This window comes from Nocardia sp. NPDC051900 (assembly GCF_044452545.1).
GTDB lineage: Bacteria > Actinomycetota > Actinomycetes > Mycobacteriales > Mycobacteriaceae > Nocardia > Nocardia sichangensis.
The window spans coordinates 302,481-319,849 of sequence record NZ_JBITBU010000008.1; the positions used below are offsets into that span (position 1 = coordinate 302,481).

Here is a 17,369-nt window from a genome sequence, read left to right on the forward strand (position 1 = left end):
CCCTCAGATTCCCGCGGCGGCGAGCGCGATGTCCGCGAGGTGGCGCAGGCTGCGCCCGGTGTCGTCGCTCGCCTGCCGCGCCGACTCGCCCGGCCGCAGCGCGGCGTCCTGCTCCAGCACGTACCAGCCCCGGTAGCCCGCGGCCCGGGCGGTGTGCACGAGTGCCGCGATGTCGACCTCGCCCTCGCCCAGCGGCACATACAGCCCACGGCACACGGCCGAGCTGTAGTCCAGCTTTCCGGCACGGACCTGATCGGCCAGCGCGCCGCGCACGTCTTTGAGATGGATGTGCCCGATCCGCTCCGCGTGTCGTCGCGCGAGCCGGACCGGGTCGGTGCCGCCGATGAGCAGATGCCCGGTGTCCAGGCAGATGTCGAGATCGGAATCAGCGAGGAACCGCTCGACCTCGGCCTCGCTCTCCACATGGGTGCCGACATGCGGGTGCAGCACCGTGCGCAGGCCGTGCGCGGCGGCTACGTCCCGGATCGCGGTGGCCGTGTCGACCAAGGCGCTCCACTCGGAGCCGTCCAGTTGCGGGCGCGCGTCGTACCCGTCGAAACCGGTCGCGGCGGCGAGGACGAGGACTTCCGCGCCCGCGGCGGCCAGCTGGGCGGCGGTGTCCTCGGCGCGGGCGACGGCGTCCTGCCGGTCGCGGTGCAGCACGGCGGCGAGGAATCCGCCGACGGCGGTGAGTCCGAAGGTCTCCAGCAACCGGCGCAGCTCACCTGGGTCGCGTGGCAGATAGCCGGGAGGACCGAGTTCCGTCGCGGTCAGGCCGAGCTGTGCCATCTCGGCCAGGACGGTGGGCGCGTCGAGCACGTGGCCCCAACCGGGGACCTCGCATACTCCCCAGGAGATCGGCGCGGCCGCGATGCGCAGCGGGTAGAGGGATTCGGTCATCGGTGCTCTCCGACCTTCGACGTCGAGGTGAACCGCTCTATTGGAGCGCTCCAACTATGTAACGCAGGTCATAGGGTGTCAAGAGTCGTCAGCGCGTCGCAAAAACGCAATCACCAGGCGATATTCGGCTGTGAGCGCCTCGCCCGAACCGATACGCCACTCGTGAAGTCCGATTAGAGCGCTCTATTGATCAGCCCGCGCGCAGCTTGTATCGTCCGAGCCGAAAAGGCCTGCGAACGCGGAACGGAGGCGACATGGCACGACCGACCATGGAAGACGTCGCCGCCCGCGCCGGCGTCTCCCGCGCCCTCGTCTCGCTGGTCATGCGCAACTCCCCGAAGGTCAGCGAGCACCGTCGCCGCGCCGTGCTCGACGCGGCGAAAGACCTCGGCTACCAACCGCACATCATGGCGCGCTCGCTGGCCAGCCGGACCTCCAACATCGTCGGCGTCATGGTCTCCGACCTGCGCAACGCCTTCTTCGCCGACGTCGTCGAAGGGATGGACGCCGCCGCCCAGGCCGCCGGCCTCGAACTGATCCTCAACACCGGCCGACGCACCGCCGCCCGCGAGCGCACCGCGCTGGAGAGCCTGCTCTCCTTCCGTCCCGGGGGGATCATCCTGCTGTCGCCGATCCTGCCCGCCGCCGCCATTCGCGCAGCGGCGCAGCAGGCTCCGCTGGTGCTGGTATCCCGCACGTCCACCGTCACCGAGATCGACACGGTCAACGACAACGGCGAGGTCGGCACCGGATTGGCCGTCGACCACCTGGTCATGCTCGGACATCGGCGCATCGTGCACCTCGACGGCGGCGGCGCTTTCACCTCGGCCCCGCGCCGCAAGGGCTACCGCGCCGCCATGCAGCGCCACGGCCTGGAACCGATGGTCGTGCCGAGCGAGCACACCGACTCCGCGGGCATGGCCGCGGTGCGCAAACTGCTGAACCTGTTCTCCCACGACAACTTCCCCACCGCTCTGGTCTGCGGCAACGACTTCAACGCCGTGGGGGCGATGTCCGCGCTGGAGGAAGCGGGCCTGCGGGTGCCCGAGGACGTCTCGGTCGTCGGCTACGACAACACCTCGCTTGCCGCACTGCGTCACGTCGCGCTGACCACCATCGACCAGCCCCGCATCCAGATGGGCCGCCTAGCGATCGACGCGCTCACCGAACGACTCCGCGACGGCCGCACCACCCCGGCCCGCCGCCGGGTGGAACCGTCACTCGTCGTCCGCTCCACCACAGCCGCCCCACGCTGAACCACCGGGCCCGGAGGCCCGCCGACACACGTCGCGTCCATATATAAGGAGAGCCGATGTCACCTCACCGACCCGTCACGCTGGGCCTCGCCGGAACCGGCCGCATCGGAACCTCGCACGCCGAGACCCTGAAGAAGCTCCCGAACGTCGCCACCGTCCTGGTAGCCGACGCCGACGCCGACCGCGCCCGCACCACCGCCGCCGTCCTCGGCGTCGAATTCGCCCCCGACCTCGACACCCTCTTCGCCGCCGACCTCGACGGCCTGATCATCGCCACCGCCACCGACTCCCACCCCGAACTCATCATTCGCGCCGTCGACGCTGGGATCCCCGTGTTCTGCGAAAAGCCCGTGGCGGCCGATATCGCCGGGACCCTCGCCGTCATCGATCACCTCCGCGACTCCTCGGTTCCCGTCCAGATCGGCTTTCAACGGCGGTTCGACGCCGGTTATCGCGCGGCCCGCGAGGCGATTCGCTCCGGCAGGCTGGGGTGGCTGCATACCTTGCGGGCGACCACACTTGATCCGGCCCCGCCGCCCGCCGAGTACATTCCGCGGTCGGGTGGGATCTTCCGCGACTGCGGGGTGCATGATTTCGACATCATTCGTTGGGTGACGGGGCGAGAGATCGTCGAGGTGTATGCGCTCGGGGCGAACCGGGGCGCGGCGTTCTTCGCCGAAGCGGATGACGTCGACACGGCGGCGGTGGTGCTGCGTCTGGATGATGGGACGCTGGCCACCGTATCGCTGACCCGGTACAACGGGGCTGGGTATGACGTTCGGCTGGAAGCGTTGGGTTCCAGCGGGAATGCCATCGTCGGATTGGACGACCGCTCGCCGCTGATTTCCGTCGAACCCGATCACAATCCCTCCCCCTACCCTCCCTATGGGGGTTTCATGGAACGGTTCCGTCCGGCGTATGCGGAGGAGCTGGCGGCGTTCATCGAGGTTGCGGCCGGGCGGCTCGATAGTCCCTGCACTCCGGCGGAGGCTCTGGAGGCGTTCTATGTTGCAGAGGCATGCGAGCTGTCGCGGCGACAGGGTAGGGCTGTCGAAATAGCTGAAGTACGGCGCTGAGAGATACCCGGGGTCGGTGGAGCCGACATTCCGATTCAGTGATCAGCTTGGCGGCGGAAGACTCATATGGGCATCGTGAAGCTATTCGATGAGCTTGCGCTCTTCCTGCGGGCGCACGTGACCGGCAATGGATGAGTCAGCTCAACAGCCGGGCCATCTCATCCATAATCGGAGAGTCGGCGAACGGCTGGTCTTGGCCGATCACGCGCCAACCCCATGCCTCGTATGCGGCGCGGGCCGGGTTGCCGACTCGCACCAGCAGGTACGCCAGTGATTCCGGCCGCCGCGTCAGCAAGGCATCGTGGATGGCCCTCGCGAAACCTTGGCCTTGGTAGTCGGGATGTACGGCGAACTCGCGAAAGATGTAGACGGGTGCGCCCTCTGTTTCAGGGGCCGATTGCGGGTAGACCCGAATTGCTTTCTTCCACACCGCTTGTGGTCTGCTGTAGGGAGTGCCGAAGGCATAGCCGATCATCCGGCCGTCTATTCGTCCCGCGACCAGTTCGAAGCCTGTTATCGGTGCGTACATTTCTTCGAGTCGTTCCCAGAATCGCACTGGGCTGTACCACGGGTTGTCTTGCTGCTCGCGGTGGGAGTCGAAGTACAGGGCCTTGAGTTCGTCTTCGAGTTCGAGTGCCTCAGCGGCGTCGTAGTGGGCGAGATCGAGCAGGCGCGAGGTCATGACCCGATGGCCTTCTCACGACAAAAGGCGTCGTCCCGCAGTAGTTCGTGGAGTTCCAGAGCGCTGCGCATGCGCCGCTGACCCTTCGGTACGGCCGCGAGGACTTGTTCCCCCAAACCCATGACAAACCGCGTCCGGTGCTCGATCGGCAAACCCGCCAGGGTGGTAGTTGCATGACCAGCACCCTCAGTTGGGTCTCCTGCCGAGACCAAGCAGATGCCACGCTGCAACTCGATCTGGACCGGCCCGCGCCGACTATTCGGCGGATACAGGTTGAGCGCCGCCGCCTGCGCCTCTTCTGCCCGGCGGCTATCGCCGAGATGCGAGTATACGAAGCTTTCAGCGAATCTGACTCGCTCTTCCGGATATGCCCAGCAGTGCCAGCTGTGATCCTTGGTCATGGAAGACGGCAGAGCTGCGAATGTCTCCCGCAGATCGTTCAATGACGACTCCGCCTCGTCCGCGCGACCCAACAAAGCGAAGGACTGGGCCCGCGCAGCAAGCAGGCTGGGTCTCCCGACTGCCGGACCGTCCGCGATCAGGGGATCGCATTTGCCGATCTCCTCGATGATGGCTTCAGGATCCAGTCCGTCATAGATCCCCCGGATGGCTTTGCGTCCCCGCACGAACATGATGGTGTGGGGATCGCCTGAGCAATCTGCGGCGTAGCGAGCCGTGCGCCACCACCGCGCCCCTTCGCGTCGGCGGCCGAGGTCCCCGATTGATTGAGCCATGTACTGGCTCAAAAGAGCGCCTATCCTGTACAGCTCGCGGCGCTGGCTAGCGCTCCGCGATGAACCGAGCGCCGCCTCGAGACTCAGGACATCCACCAACAGCATCTCTTGCAACTCGGTGGACGTGTGGGTGACGTATGCGGCTCCGTATTCGCGGACTATCTCGTTCCAGTCCTCCAGATCGACCGGAACACCCTCTGACACAGCGCGATTCAGGCCGTGCCGAGCCGACTCCAATCCGAAGGCCATACCGACACCGGCGGCTGACGCGCTGAGCAGAAAGGTTCGGCGTTGCACGTCGTCAACCTCTTTCCCGGTACCGCTTTCAAGATGGACTGGCCATGGCCGCGGATTTACCCGACCGGCCTATCGAGATGCCGTACAAGCGCAAGTACGTCGGCGGCGTCCATCCCCGCACCAACCGCCGGTTCCTCCTGTAGGTCCGCAAGCTGCTGGACACCAGGGTCGTCAAGAATGCGACCCATGAAGTCCAACTTCTCCTCCAGCCGCAGACGGACCACTTCATCGACCGTATTGCGTGTCACCAGAATAGTGACCCTTGTCTCAGTGTCGGGGGCTAGGCCAAGGCGGTGAATGCGGTCCAGGCTTTGTAGGAACCGCCCAGCCATGAAGTCACGATCCACGTAGACGGCATCGTGACAAACCTGATGAAGACTGATGCCTTCACCGAGAGTCGCCGGATTAGATATCAGGACGTGGCAGTCGGGATCCTGGCGGAATCGCCGTAGCTGCTCGTCTCGGTCGGGGGTTCCACCGTAGACCACAGCTGGGTTGTACCGTTGGAGCAACTTCTCCAAGGTGGCGAGGCTGCGCACAAATGTAGTCCAGACCAGAGTTTTCCGGCCATTGGCTGCATTATCCGCAACGATCCTCAGCGTCTCCTGATACTTCGGTGACAGTTCGATGCGCGGTAGCTTTTGCAGCAGCTCGAACAGAGAGTCGTCCGGAGAAGGTTGTAGCGGTGGGAGTTGGTACTCCAAAGGCTCGTACGGGCTGGCTCCTTCCAGAAGCAGAGCTGGGCTGATGGCAGCCATCAGTAGCCGCAGCATGGCACGACCCAACGCCTCAATGCTCCTACGCGAGCCTTCCGCTCGGGCGGAAAAGTTGCCCTTCATGGCTTCGTACACCTCAGCATGCAGCGATGGCATCTCCACATAACGGACTTTCGGTTCGAAGGGGGGAAGACCAAGCTCATGCTTAGTTGTACGGGTGAAAAGCGGGCGAAGAACCGAGCTAGCGTAAGCAAGATCACCCCCACCCACAGCCTCAGTCACCACCCGCTTTCCGCGGCCGGGCCATACGAACGAAAGCAAGTTCTCTAGATCTTTGGCCCCGTTCGGGGCTGGCGTTCCGGTTAGAATCAACCGCCTGGTTGCAAGCGGCCCCAGCGCCAAGCACGCAGAGCCGTACGTACCGCTTGCGCCAAGTTTCATGCGATGCGCCTCGTCGAGCACGACCATCGCGGCTCCCGCCCGCAACCATGCGGCTAGTTCGCCCAAAGAACGGTCCAGCCGCTCGTAGTTCACTATCTGCAACTCCGCGAGACCGTCCTCCGATCGCCCCAAAACCGCAGTGCGCATCGGCTGTTTAAAGCAGGTGGAGTTCTCGTACTCCCATGACTCATAGGCAGACTTCGGTCCGACGACGAGGAGACGCTGCGCATCACCGCGCCTGCGCATCGCTGCGTAGACCGCCAATGCCACACGGGTTTTGCCGGCACCTGGGACACTGAAGTTGGCGCCGTGGCGCAAAGAGAGCAATCGGGCGATGTCACGTTGCTGGAACGGCGTGAGGTCGGCGATCCAGTCCGACCCCAACAGCCCGAGTACATCATCTGGCTGTATAGCCTGAACAGCATCTGGCGTGTCACCGAGGCTGCGCTGGACCGTGTCTGCATCGTCCAGTACGCCATTGACGAGCGCCATCAGGTCTGCATCCCAGTCGACACCTGGATGATTCCAAGTAGCCAGTTCAATGAGGTTGACCAGGAAGTCATCAAGGTCGATCTCCGCCGACAGCGATCCGCGCCAGCCGCCTGGGGAGATCCGCGCGGTTAGCTGCGCGAAGTCCCGCTGAAAGGCCGACGATGTACGTAGTTCGACACGCGTACGTGTCACGTCGAAACTCAATCGCAACGAGGGTGAGGTCTCAGGATTACTCATTCCTGTGACTGCTTCACTTCTACCGCGGCAGTCAACCATGCCAGGCCATTACCCGGCAGCTCTATAGTTCGTTGTGCTTCGATCGCCAACTTGCCTAATACAGTGCGGAGCACATCAAGGGCGTCATCGAATGCCCCCTCGTCAAGACTTGCATTGCCTCGCGACAGGACTAAATCAGTAATTGACTGCTCAAGGTCTTTGCATGCGTTGTTGATTCGATCAGGAGCGGCCAACTGCTTCTTGCGCAACCTGAAGTCGCTGCCTGCGCTCTCAATAGCCTTGTCAAAAGCCTTTTCATACGCCTCGAGGGTGGAGGATGCAGCAGACTGCGCGGCCAAGGCTGAAGCATGGCCGGCCGCCGTGACCGCTTTGGCTTGGAGCAGCGCATCTGTGACCGACCTCGCGGCGATGACGTTTGCTCCTTCAGCTGTGACTTTTCGGTTCAGTCCAGGGATCGTGACAGCGGTGGGAGCCGCATTTTCAGTTACCTTGAGCCCATCGGGCAGGTTTTTTTGCAGGTAACGACTGTGAAAATCAGCACCAATGCACCGGACGTCGGTCTTGGAGAACTCAAGAATGATAGCCGCTAACCGCGCCTCCTTGAGCAACTCAGCCCGCTCCTTACTCTTGCGCACTTCCTCGTTGTATGCGCGGTGAAGCTCCTCAAGCCGCCCCTTGGCCCCTTCCAGGTCCATGAGCCTGAGCGACACACCTTCTTTTGTAGTGCTTCGCCGGATCACTTCCCTTAGCTGCGCGAGAACCCAAATATCACGTTGACACGACTTCGTCGTAGTACGAAACGCCTTGGCGATTACCGAAAGATCACGATTAAGCTGGACACTCTGTTCATCTATTGCGAGCAGACGGTTGATGTACGAATAATCACGCCTCTGGTCAGGACGCAATTGCAAGGAGAGTTCAACGTCATTGATGTCGTCCCACGTGCACGATTCCGGCAGCACACCGACCCGCATGCTAGCAGTAGACTTAAGTTCCCGAAGCGCAGCGCAGCGAGTATTTCCGTTAACAAGAATTCCGTGGCGAGTTATCAGGCCAGGTTCGTTCTGCTTGTGTTCCTTTAGATTTTCTTTCAGCTTATCGAAGGCTGGGTCTCGATGAGTCGGTTCCGATGGACGTATCGTTAACAGATGCCGGAGGTAGTCCTGACTCTCCGCACTCCACGGATTCGCCGTAAGAAGCGCATCACGACCTGGATCAAGGCTGCGTTGGGCGCGAATTCGGTGAGTGCCTGGATTGTACAGAAGAACTTCCAAAGGCATATCAATGACCTCTACATGCAAAGGTCGGCTACGCCATTCTACCGTCGAGGTTTCCGGGACGCCCTCACTGTCGCGCTGCTCCTTAATTCGTTCCTCAACTAGCGAGCGAGTAGCAGCGGCATTTGGCGGATCTTCGAAATTGATAAACATATTTTGAAATCCTTGCTCAGAGATTGGCATGATGACAAGAGGTGCCACTGCGGGCAGTAAGTCCTGGGCCGCTCAGGCATATCAAGCACGGAGCTGTTTCAGCGCCGCACGAACTTCATCCCTAGAGTCTGCAGGCAAAGTTCGGTAGGCCGCCCACAGGTCCTCGGTCTCGCTGAAACTGCGGGCATCCTGTTCTACCCACGAGGCCAACATCTTTCGCTCGTAGGCAGGCAGGCGATCGATGCGCGACAGAACATCACCTAAGTCCGCCGACAAGTCACGGCCGCCGATGCGGCACCTGTTGCACTCAATCATCAGCTGCATGCTCGTCTCGCCCGTGGGCATCCGAACTGATCGGCGAGCAACATCGAGCTGTGAGGCAACATACGTGCCGGCATACTGCTCACCGGGGCCGATTCCGCATGATCGGCATTTGTGTCCGTCGCGCATCATCACGGCGTGCCGCTCAGCTGCCGTCACTGTGACACCGACCTTTCGGGTCGCCTTGCCGGGCTCCCACACTGCGATGCCCTGCTCGACAAAGCGATGTTCGTGCGAACCCAGGGCGGGATCCTCCCGATTGGTGTCGATCCGCCATTCGAAGTCACGCAGGTCGCGCATCCGACGGTCGATCTGAGAGGTGTCTGGAAAGGCTTCGCGCAGCTGATTTTTCGTGAACACCTGTCCCACCCCTACATCCTGTACAAGCCAGAGCGCCACGCGCTTCATAGCGCCGAGATTCGAGTCGTTCCAATTGGGCATAGTCACGTGTGGAATCCACCTTTCAGTCCAGTCCGAGCAGCCTTGCGCAGCACCGCGGGCAGGGCGGGCCGTCCAAGATCGGCATACGGCACTCCCTGAACTGAACAGCAGTGGCGCATGAATCGAAAGGCCCGCGCTGTCCGGGTTTCGGATTCTCCGGAACCAGGACAGCAATCGCACGCGCAAGCCACCTGTGGGACAGGAAGATGGGATGGTCCAGGTGGATGACTCTCACGGGGGAGATCCGGTTTGCAGCAACGCGGGAAGTTCCCACAGCGCGGGCAGTTCGAAGAACTCAGTCCCAGCTTGTCGCCCGAGCAGCGGAAGCTCGCCGAGGCGGTGCGCGGTCTGCTCGAACGAATCGGCTTATCCTGCCGAGCAGTCGAGAAGGCGATCGCCGAAAAGCTGCCCGAGAGAGACAAGTCGGAGAGGAATTTAAGCAGGTCTGTACTGTCCGACCTAGCCAACGGCCGACGCAAGCGCCCACCCCGGGAAGCACCCCTCCGGGAGCTCCACGAACTCGCGTTGGCCAGTTGTCGCACCGAGGGGGCAATTACTCCCTGGGAGGAGCTGAACAGCCTCCGGCTAGCGCTTTCCCGCCTCGGTCTGCGGGACGAACCGCAACGAACTGCACCCTGTCCGACCTGCGGTGCGCCTGTAGCGCATGGACAAGCCGGGACACTCAATCGCTCCAGCCCGGCAGCTAAGCCGGCTGGAATCTCCGCCGGTATAGGAACGCATGTTGCGCCGGTCCCCCATCACGAGGAGGACCGGCGCAACAGTGGGAACATCGACGTGGCCTGGCCGCCAGCGAGAGATTTAGCCGTGTACATCTCGGCCGGCAACTTCGAGCGGGTCAACGGCCTCATCCGGTATGTCGGCACCGAAGCCGCCCCCGATGAGACGGCAGATGCCGTCGCTTCCTGCCGGGAACTGGGCTTGGACGAAGCAACTGACACGATAATCGGCTACGCCGGCAGCCGGTCCGGGCTCGATGTATTGCAGATTCTCCAATCACTCAATCAGCGGGGAAAGCGCCGTGACGCTGATATCCTGCTGGAGCGAGCGCTCGCCAGCTTGATCCGTTTGCAGTCGTAGTGACAACATCACAAGTCGGCCTAACACACCGGACGCCAACGCTGCAAAATTTTCTCTTTTGCGACGCCACTGAAATTAGGAAGTATTTACCCGGCGATGACGGCATGGAGGGCGTGTTATCCGGAGTTGTCGGCCTAACGGTCTCCTAAGGCTCTCAACACAGCTTCTACCGATGCGTCAAGACCCTCATGTTCCCAGAGCCGAACCACTTTCCAGCCGGCATGTACCAGGGCGATATCCGCAGCTTTGTCACGCTCAATATTTCGCTTGAGCTTTGGAGTCCAGTACCACTCATTTGTTGCTGGTTGCCGACCATGCTCCGGACATACGTGCCAGAAACATCCATCAACGAACACTGCTACCCTGCGTGCAGTGAAGACGATGTCCGGACGGATCTTCGCAGTCCCCAAATCGAGGCGTAGGTCCTTACGAAATCTGTAACCCAACCGGTGCAGCGCGCTTCGCAGCCGCATCTCTGGCTTCGTGTCAGTCCGGCGGTTTGCTCGCATATTCCGAGAACGTCCCTCATTGAGGGGAGCGGGGTATCTGAGACCCTTCCGATCACTCTGACATGGACCTTCTGCGTCATGTTCCGTCACATCTTCGCCTCATCGCCTGGGGGTGCGCTAAGAAATTGTACTCCAGCCAAAAGTTGCAGTGATGCAGCCGACGGCTACCAGTCCACCAGCGACTGGGCCAAAGTCCGGTAGTCGAGAAGCCTTCCCTGGCCCGTCACCTCATCCCATGCGGCTTTCTGAACCGAACTCCCCTCTAGCCCAACTGCATGTTTCAACTCATCGAACGCAATATGGTAAGTCGCGTCCACCTCACCAGTTCCTCTAGCAATCGATGCCAGCCGGGTTGGAAGAGGTTCAGCAGTGACTGTCACCAGATGGGGCAGCCTTCCACGGCGATGCCGAATCATATTGCCATTCTCGTGCCGAATGTTTTGCACCCGATCAGATCGAATAGTCCACTTACAAGCCAGCGCTGCGTGGAGCCACGGATGCTTGGTCTGAGTGGGAGTTCCTTTAATACCTACCAGAACATCTGGCTTGATCAAGTAGTCCGTGCCGAGCGTGACTCGGAGGTTCGGATTTTTCTCGATTGCTTCGTCGATGCCCGCCAGGTGTTGATACTGGGCATATTCCACGATACTGCGACCCCGCTTCACCTCCCAGTCACGGCGATCGTCGAGCGTGGGCAGCGCGGTCGCCAGGTCGGTGCCCACTTGGACTTCCAGGAGTCCACCCGGGTTGGCCGGCGGCTCCTCGACCGGTTGACCACTCAGATTCGGGTTCGGCTCCCCTAGACGATCGAGCACCAACGCCGCCAGCCTGAGACTGGTCGGGTTGTCAACATCGGCCGAGTTCGGAACCCATTGCCAGCCAAGCGAGTTCTTTTTGCTGCGCTTCCATCCCAACAGTTCTGTTCTGAACGGCGCTCCCACGAAGCGCAATGTACCCTGCCATCGGGGCGTCCCGCCGGTTGATTGCCGCTTCTTGCCCTATGATCGCTCACATGTTCGGATGGCCCATCGAAGGCACCGCCTCCCGCGCCCGCCACGGCTTCGCAACTTCGGCACCCCCATCAGCGGAGGATGCAGCGGCCGACGGCGGTCGGTGCGATGTCCGATACGCAGCTCCGCGCGATGTTCCGCCAGCCGCGGGTCGCGCCGTACCGTTCTCCGCCTACGCTCCGACCACGCAGCGAAGTGCAGCCTCTTCTGCAATTTGCAGCGTTGACACCAGTTTCGGGATTACCCATGCCCTGAACACAGTGAGGTCCATGGACAGGTCTGGGCACGACCGACCACGACGTCGAAAGGTATCGGTGTGACCGAACTCAGTGTGATCGAGATCTGCGCCGGCGCCGGTGGGCAAGCGCTAGGTCTTGAGCTGGCCGGATTCGAGCACGAACTCGCAGTGGAACTCGACCCGACTGCAGCCGCCACAATTGAGCTCAATCGACCTGGCTGGAAAGTGGCGCAGGGCGATGTTGCAAATACCGACATCTTCGATCCAAAGGCGTTTTCCCCAGAATCTCGGCCAGACGGACGCGCGATTGACCTGTTCGCAGGCGGCGTTCCGTGCCCTCCTTTCTCCATTGCTGGAAAACAGCTTGGAGCGAACGATGGGCGGGACCTGTTCGCTTGGGCAGTCGAACAGGTTGATATCTTGCAGCCTCGCGCCCTGCTGCTTGAGAATGTTCGTGGACTTAGCCTCCCACGCTTCGCGGGATACCGCCAACATGTTCTGGACCGGCTACTTCATTTCGGCTATTCGGCCGAATGGCGGCTTGTCAACGCTTCCGACCATGGCGTTCCACAGCTTCGTCCCCGATTTGTACTCATCGCCATGAAGCCGGAAGATTTTAAATATTTCCATTGGCCGAAAAAGTCCAAACAGGCCAAAACTGTTGGCGAGACCCTGCTGCCACTAATGGAGGCACGCCAATGGCCGGGTGCCAAAGAATGGGCGAAGAAGGCGAACGACATCGCTCCAACAATCGTAGGCGGTTCCAAAAAACACGGCGGCGCAGACCTTGGGCCTACACGAGCAAAACGCGCCTGGGCGGAATTGGGGGTCGATGCCTACGGCGTGCACGACACCGCTCCGCCGTATGAAAAGCGTCCCATGACCGAGTTCGGCCCCAAGTTGACCGTGGAGATGGTGGCCAGGCTGCAAGGTTGGCTACTTATCCGGGACAAAGAACATGCTGCGGAGATCGCCTCTACACGACCCGAGGGCCACGAATATGCATGGCGGTTCGAAGGCGGCAAGACAGCGCAATACCGGCAGATCGGCAACGCCTTTCCACCACCCGTTGCAAGAGCGCTCGGGTTGTCGATAGCGCGAGCGCTTCGCCACGAAGGACCACACGTTCAGCGAGATATAGATACCTTTACTGATCCCATCTATCGAGTTTTGCGAGACCAAGATAAATTCCTCACCGCTGAGCAGATTGCCAAAAAAGCCGGACTGGAGCTGGATGATCCGGAGATCGATCGACGGATTAGCTTGCTCAGCAAGGACTTCGAGATCCTGAAAGAGGAGCGCAGCGCGGGGTTGGCATATAGACTTGGCGAGTTCAGAGCCTTCACCGGCCAGAAAGATCACGCGCGCCACGAATTTTTTCGGAATAACCTGTCACGCATCAGTTGAACTAACTGCGGATCCGAGAACGCCGTCTAGACACATCCGCCTAGACGGCGCATTTCAGGCGACGATTGATAAACAAAGCAAGAAGATTATGCACCCGCTGAGTACAGGACAATCCCTATCCGCCGCGCCTGCGTCTGCCAACACGGCAAGATCGATGATTGTCGCAACGCTCGGGCGAGAGCCGCAATTCATGTAGGCGTCAGCAAGGGTATAGCCTCGCCGAGGTGCGGCGGTCATGAACAGTCACCCCTCCGAGCACACCATCGGCGGAGAGCCCGACCACCAACAGCGGGTGACTCGGGGAACGCGGGACATAGCGTCTCAGCCCTGCCCGGCGGAGGTCATGCCGTGGTCGCGGTCCGGCTCGACCGACGTGCGGCTTCCCGACACTGCCCTGAGCAGTGCGTGCTTTGGAGCGAACCTTAGTGCGAAGCCTGATGGGCAATAAGTGCTGGAATTAGCAGATCCATTGGTGTCACCTCATCGGCGGACGCGACACCTTCGATAATCGGGTCGAGGATTGGCGCAGCGTATAGCCGTCCGCAATCTGGACCCCCCACGCCACGCGCGCTGACAATCAACTCGTACAGCACCACGGCGAACAAGCGCACACGATCGGCCTCGGCGAGTCTGCGGCCGGTGGCTGTCCTGGCGGCGTTGCCAAGCGCGGTCAGCACGTCTGTGAGCACGTCGATTTCCGCCTCTGCGGGGACGTCGTAGTTCATACTCCGGACCACCTGTCGTCTGGAGTGAGCGCTTCGGTCGGACGTGGTTCAGCGATCTCGCTGTGGACCTGGGCGCGGTCGTCGACCACGCGAATGCCGGTCCATGGGCACCGACCGCGCGCCGCACCGGCCGTGGCGACATGTGGCGCAATCCGGCCTGCGGCGAGCGGCACAACGACATCAGTGCAGTTCTTCGACGGACAGCGCACCGCGAGAAGTTCACCAGTCACTTGATCGCTCTTCGTCACGCCACAATGCGTCGCGGTGATCCATGGTTCGCATTCCGGGCCGCATCCGTGCGCGTCATCGGACATGGTGCACCAGTCCCCTCCGCTTGCTCGCCTGCGCGACACTCTCCCGAATCGCACTGACAACGGCACGTCCGGACGGCCGAAACGGACCGCTCGGCGGCTGTACCCACGCACGGAACAGACCAGGTCGCTGGCCCGGGCCAGGCAGAGCGATGATTCCTCCGCCACGGATAATGGAGACCTGCAAGCGCGACATCTCCGCGAACAGCCCTATCTCGTCCGGAAGATCCGCACTCACCAGGATTGTCCACCGCTGCGAACGCGGGTGAGTCAGAATCGGGCCGACCTCCGGACCGTGGCACCGCATCCGCGCCTTGACCTCAGAACCAAGAAATGCCGGCATCATCAACCCGCATACGACGCCGGTGCGGATCACGATCCGGCCCGTGTGCGGCGGATCTACCTCAGCGGGTAGGCCACACACATTCCGGTAGAAGTGGCACACCGACAACGGGGTGTCCTTGATGTCCTTCGGCGAACTCATTCGGGTGTCCCTCCGTCTGGTTCAACGTGGCATGCACCCGCCGCCGGGGAGTCGGTGAGGGTCCGATTTCAACCCGGCGGCGGGGCTGCTTCCAGCTTCGCCAGGGCAGGCATGCGATCCCAGCCACAGGACTTGCACAGAAGTAATACGCTTGCGCCAACAGGCTTTTGCAGGGGCAACAGGGGGTGAGCATGATCGTCTGCAAGTGGACAAAGGTGGAGGTCAAAGCGCTTCGCTTGGCGGCCCTCCGGATGACGCAGGAGCAGTTCGCCGAGAAGGTGGGCTTCACGACGGCGACAATTCGGAAGTGGGAGCGCGCAACCCACACAAAGCCGGTGCGGAATGAGTCGGCTGAAGCGTTGGACACCGAGCTTGCTCGTCTCACTGATGAGCAGTGTGCCCGTTTCCGCGCCGAGATCAACTCCGTACACGAGGCCACGGTGCCCCTGGTTCACCAGCGCTTCGTCGGCATAGCGAGCGATAGCCTGGTCAGGGATGGTCGCGATAGCGCGCCGGAAGTCGAGGACATTGTGAAGCGACGTGAATTCGGGATGCTACTAGGTACCGCCTACTTCGCGGCAGGTGGTGATCGAGGTCCAGCTCGAATCGGGATCGCCGACGCGCAAAGGCTCGACGCGCTTGCGGCCGAGTACGGGCGGCGCGAGCAAGTCATTGGTGGTGCGGCCCTTGTGAGCGACGCCGTTCAAGGACTCGAGGCAGCTAAGCGCCTCTTGGATACCTGTGCGTTCTCCGAACAAGCGGGCCGCGCATTCATGAGTGCCGCAGGAGAGCTTGCGACGATTGCGGGTTGGCTGGCCTACGACGCCGAGAGGTATCCGCTCGCCCGCAGCTGCTACGCCGACGCGTTCGCGCTGGCCAGCCAAGCCGGTGACGACCAACTGACCGTGCATGTCTGCCTCAACGCCGCGCAGATGGCGCTGTCGCGGCAGCGCACAGGCGAAGCGAATCCGCACCGTGCCCTGACTCTCGCAGGCCGCGCTCGGGCGCTCACACGCGGTCACGCACCGGGGCGAGTCCATGTCCTGATCGCGACACGCGAAGCGCAAGCGTACGGAGTCCTCGGCGACCGCACCGCGTTCGGAAAGGCCATGGCCATCGCTTGGCGGGAGCTTGATTTCGCGCTAGACCATGAGTCGCGTGAGGACTGCCCACCATGGTTGCGGTTCGTCAATGCCACCGAGATCAGAAGCCATGAAGCCCGCGGCTTCAGCCACTTGGGCGATCACGCGAAATCGGCAGACCTTTGTTCCGGGCTGGTTGTGGACAAGTCCAGTGCGCGTAACTCCGCAAACTATCGAGCAGGTTCCGCGGCGGCGCTGGCTGATCTGGGTGAGATCGGCGCTGCTATCGAAGAGGGCATGTCGGTTCTCGCCGACTTGGAGAACTCTGTGTCCTCCACCCGCACGCTGCGCCTGCTCGAACCAGTGCGGGTCGCGGCTGAAGGCCGGGACGAGGAATTTTCGACACGATTCGACGAGCTGGCGGAAAGGGTGATCACCGTATGACCTCCGAAGATTCCGCATTGTCTGACCTGAACTTTCAGCGCTACACCGCCGCGCAGGCACGCGAACTACGCGACGAGGTCGAAACTATCTTCCGAGACTCCTACGTTGACGCGATCGAGTCTGGCGAGGAGTTCGAATCTCCCGAAGCGTTCATGCACCGTTTCGACGCCTACACCGACCCCGCCCGCGCCGGTGCCTTCGAGCTGGTGATCGCCCGCCTCGACGGCGAACCCTGCGGCCAGGCATGGGGTTGGCCGCTCACTGCCAAGACCGCGTGGTGGGACGGACTGAAACTTGACGAGGGCGACCAAGCGTCCTTCACCGCCGAGAACGGCTCTCGCACATTCGCATTCAGCGAGATCATGGTGCGCAAGCAGTTTACGGGGAAGGGTATTGCGCGTGCCCTGCACGACGAACTACTTGAGGGTCGGCCGGAACGGCGCGCGACGCTGCTTGTCCGACCGGATAACCGCCGGGCGTATGACAACTATCGCCGCTGGGGGTGGCACCGCGTCGGCACACTGCGCCCGGATTGGCCCGATGCGCCACGATTCGATGTTCTGATGCGCGATCTTCGACAGGCTCACGTGGACCAGCAGGGTGCTGCTGCACACTGAGGAAAGAGCTGCGGCTCAGCGCTTCCATGCAGCGATTCCTGTCCGCCATCGACGAAGGTCATGTAGGGCATCCGGCGTTATCCCCTCATCGGCAAGCGCACCGTACGCGGAAGCGGATTCGGATCACATCCGGAATCAGACACCGTCTCGGCGGCTGAGTCACGACGGCAACAGCTTCGCGATGAACTCCGTCAACTGCTTCTGCATAGGAACGATTCCGGGGCCAGCGCGGGAAAAAACATTCTGGCAATTGGCATTTCACGAACCGCGGATCAACCGTGCGCACGCTTGCGCATTGCTAGCATCGGGCGGTTCGGGCAGTGGGGCGTATGAACCGGAGGGGAATGTATGAGCGGCGCATCGGGCTGCGATCAAGGACAGAAGCGGGTCATGGCGTCGCGCCGTGTCTCGTACACATTGC

Annotated in this window: 15 protein-coding genes; 6 read left to right on the plus strand and 9 right to left on the minus strand. The window is 61.9% G+C overall.

Annotated elements, in window-relative coordinates; genetic code table 11:
• Window positions 1–3: 3 nt before the first annotated feature.
• Window positions 4–900 carry a TIM barrel protein gene (locus ACIA5H_RS16240; protein WP_397076646.1) on the minus strand — a complete coding sequence of 299 codons (897 nt, stop codon included), beginning with the start codon at window positions 898–900 and terminating at the stop codon, window positions 4–6.
• A gap of 254 nt (window positions 901–1,154) precedes the next feature.
• Here ACIA5H_RS16240 and ACIA5H_RS16245 point away from each other — a divergent pair, with 254 nt between their 5' ends.
• Both ACIA5H_RS16245 and ACIA5H_RS16250 read left to right on the plus strand, forming a co-directional pair.
• Window positions 1,155–2,156: a LacI family DNA-binding transcriptional regulator gene (locus tag ACIA5H_RS16245; RefSeq protein WP_355080602.1), complete on the plus strand. Its 1,002-nt coding sequence runs from the start codon at window positions 1,155–1,157 to the stop codon at window positions 2,154–2,156.
• Between the two features lie 56 nt (window positions 2,157–2,212).
• Entirely contained in the window at window positions 2,213–3,232 is a 1,020-nt protein-coding gene (locus ACIA5H_RS16250; RefSeq protein ID WP_379251538.1) for a Gfo/Idh/MocA family oxidoreductase, read from the plus strand.
• 136 nt (window positions 3,233–3,368) lie between these two features.
• On the opposite strand, the gene ACIA5H_RS16255 is transcribed toward ACIA5H_RS16250, so the two are convergent.
• The 5 genes from ACIA5H_RS16255 to ACIA5H_RS16275 all read right to left on the minus strand — a co-directional run bounded on the left by ACIA5H_RS16255 (window position 3,369) and on the right by ACIA5H_RS16275 (window position 9,023).
• Complete coding sequence (locus tag ACIA5H_RS16255) at window positions 3,369–3,914, minus strand: GNAT family N-acetyltransferase (protein ID WP_397076647.1); 546 nt, start codon at window positions 3,912–3,914, stop codon at window positions 3,369–3,371.
• The gene (locus tag ACIA5H_RS16260; RefSeq protein ID WP_397076648.1) at window positions 3,911–4,945 is read right to left on the minus strand and encodes a hypothetical protein; all 1,035 of its coding nucleotides are present in this window, start codon (window positions 4,943–4,945) and stop codon (window positions 3,911–3,913) included. Before ACIA5H_RS16260 ends, ACIA5H_RS16255 begins: the two co-directional genes overlap by 4 nt.
• A gap of 56 nt (window positions 4,946–5,001) precedes the next feature.
• Complete coding sequence (locus ACIA5H_RS16265; protein WP_397076649.1) at window positions 5,002–6,798, minus strand: DEAD/DEAH box helicase; 1,797 nt, start codon at window positions 6,796–6,798, stop codon at window positions 5,002–5,004.
• Window positions 6,799–6,827: 29 nt separating this feature from the next.
• A complete protein-coding gene (locus ACIA5H_RS16270; RefSeq protein ID WP_397076650.1) occupies window positions 6,828–8,261 on the minus strand; it encodes a transcriptional regulator in 1,434 nt (477 codons plus the stop codon).
• An 81-nt stretch (window positions 8,262–8,342) separates the two neighbouring features.
• On the minus strand, window positions 8,343–9,023 hold the full coding sequence (locus ACIA5H_RS16275; protein WP_397076699.1) for a hypothetical protein: 681 nt from the start codon (window positions 9,021–9,023) through the stop codon (window positions 8,343–8,345).
• Window positions 9,024–9,848: 825 nt separating this feature from the next.
• Between ACIA5H_RS16275 and ACIA5H_RS16280 the strand changes: the two genes are divergently transcribed.
• Window positions 9,849–10,121 (plus strand): hypothetical protein, encoded by a 273-nt coding sequence (locus ACIA5H_RS16280; protein WP_397076651.1) that lies wholly within the window; start codon window positions 9,849–9,851, stop codon window positions 10,119–10,121.
• A gap of 134 nt (window positions 10,122–10,255) precedes the next feature.
• Here ACIA5H_RS16280 and ACIA5H_RS16285 read toward each other — a convergent pair whose 3' ends face one another.
• A complete protein-coding gene (locus tag ACIA5H_RS16285; RefSeq protein ID WP_397076652.1) occupies window positions 10,256–10,720 on the minus strand; it encodes a very short patch repair endonuclease in 465 nt (154 codons plus the stop codon).
• A 74-nt stretch (window positions 10,721–10,794) separates the two neighbouring features.
• Window positions 10,795–11,571, minus strand: coding sequence for an NgoMIV family type II restriction endonuclease (locus tag ACIA5H_RS16290; protein WP_397076653.1), 777 nt, complete (start codon window positions 11,569–11,571; stop codon window positions 10,795–10,797).
• Window positions 11,572–11,956: 385 nt separating this feature from the next.
• Here ACIA5H_RS16290 and ACIA5H_RS16295 point away from each other — a divergent pair, with 385 nt between their 5' ends.
• Window positions 11,957–13,285, plus strand: a complete 1,329-nt coding sequence (locus tag ACIA5H_RS16295; protein ID WP_397076654.1) for a DNA cytosine methyltransferase — start codon at window positions 11,957–11,959, stop codon at window positions 13,283–13,285.
• Window positions 13,286–13,707: 422 nt separating this feature from the next.
• Here ACIA5H_RS16295 and ACIA5H_RS16300 read toward each other — a convergent pair whose 3' ends face one another.
• Window positions 13,708–14,010, minus strand: coding sequence for a hypothetical protein (locus tag ACIA5H_RS16300; protein ID WP_397076655.1), 303 nt, complete (start codon window positions 14,008–14,010; stop codon window positions 13,708–13,710).
• Window positions 14,011–14,996: 986 nt separating this feature from the next.
• Between ACIA5H_RS16300 and ACIA5H_RS16305 the strand changes: the two genes are divergently transcribed.
• A complete protein-coding gene (locus ACIA5H_RS16305) occupies window positions 14,997–16,331 on the plus strand; it encodes a helix-turn-helix domain-containing protein (protein WP_397076700.1) in 1,335 nt (444 codons plus the stop codon).
• The gene (locus tag ACIA5H_RS16310; RefSeq protein WP_397076656.1) at window positions 16,328–16,948 is read left to right on the plus strand and encodes a GNAT family N-acetyltransferase; all 621 of its coding nucleotides are present in this window, start codon (window positions 16,328–16,330) and stop codon (window positions 16,946–16,948) included. Before ACIA5H_RS16305 ends, ACIA5H_RS16310 begins: the two co-directional genes overlap by 4 nt.
• Window positions 16,949–17,369 lie beyond the last annotated feature (421 nt).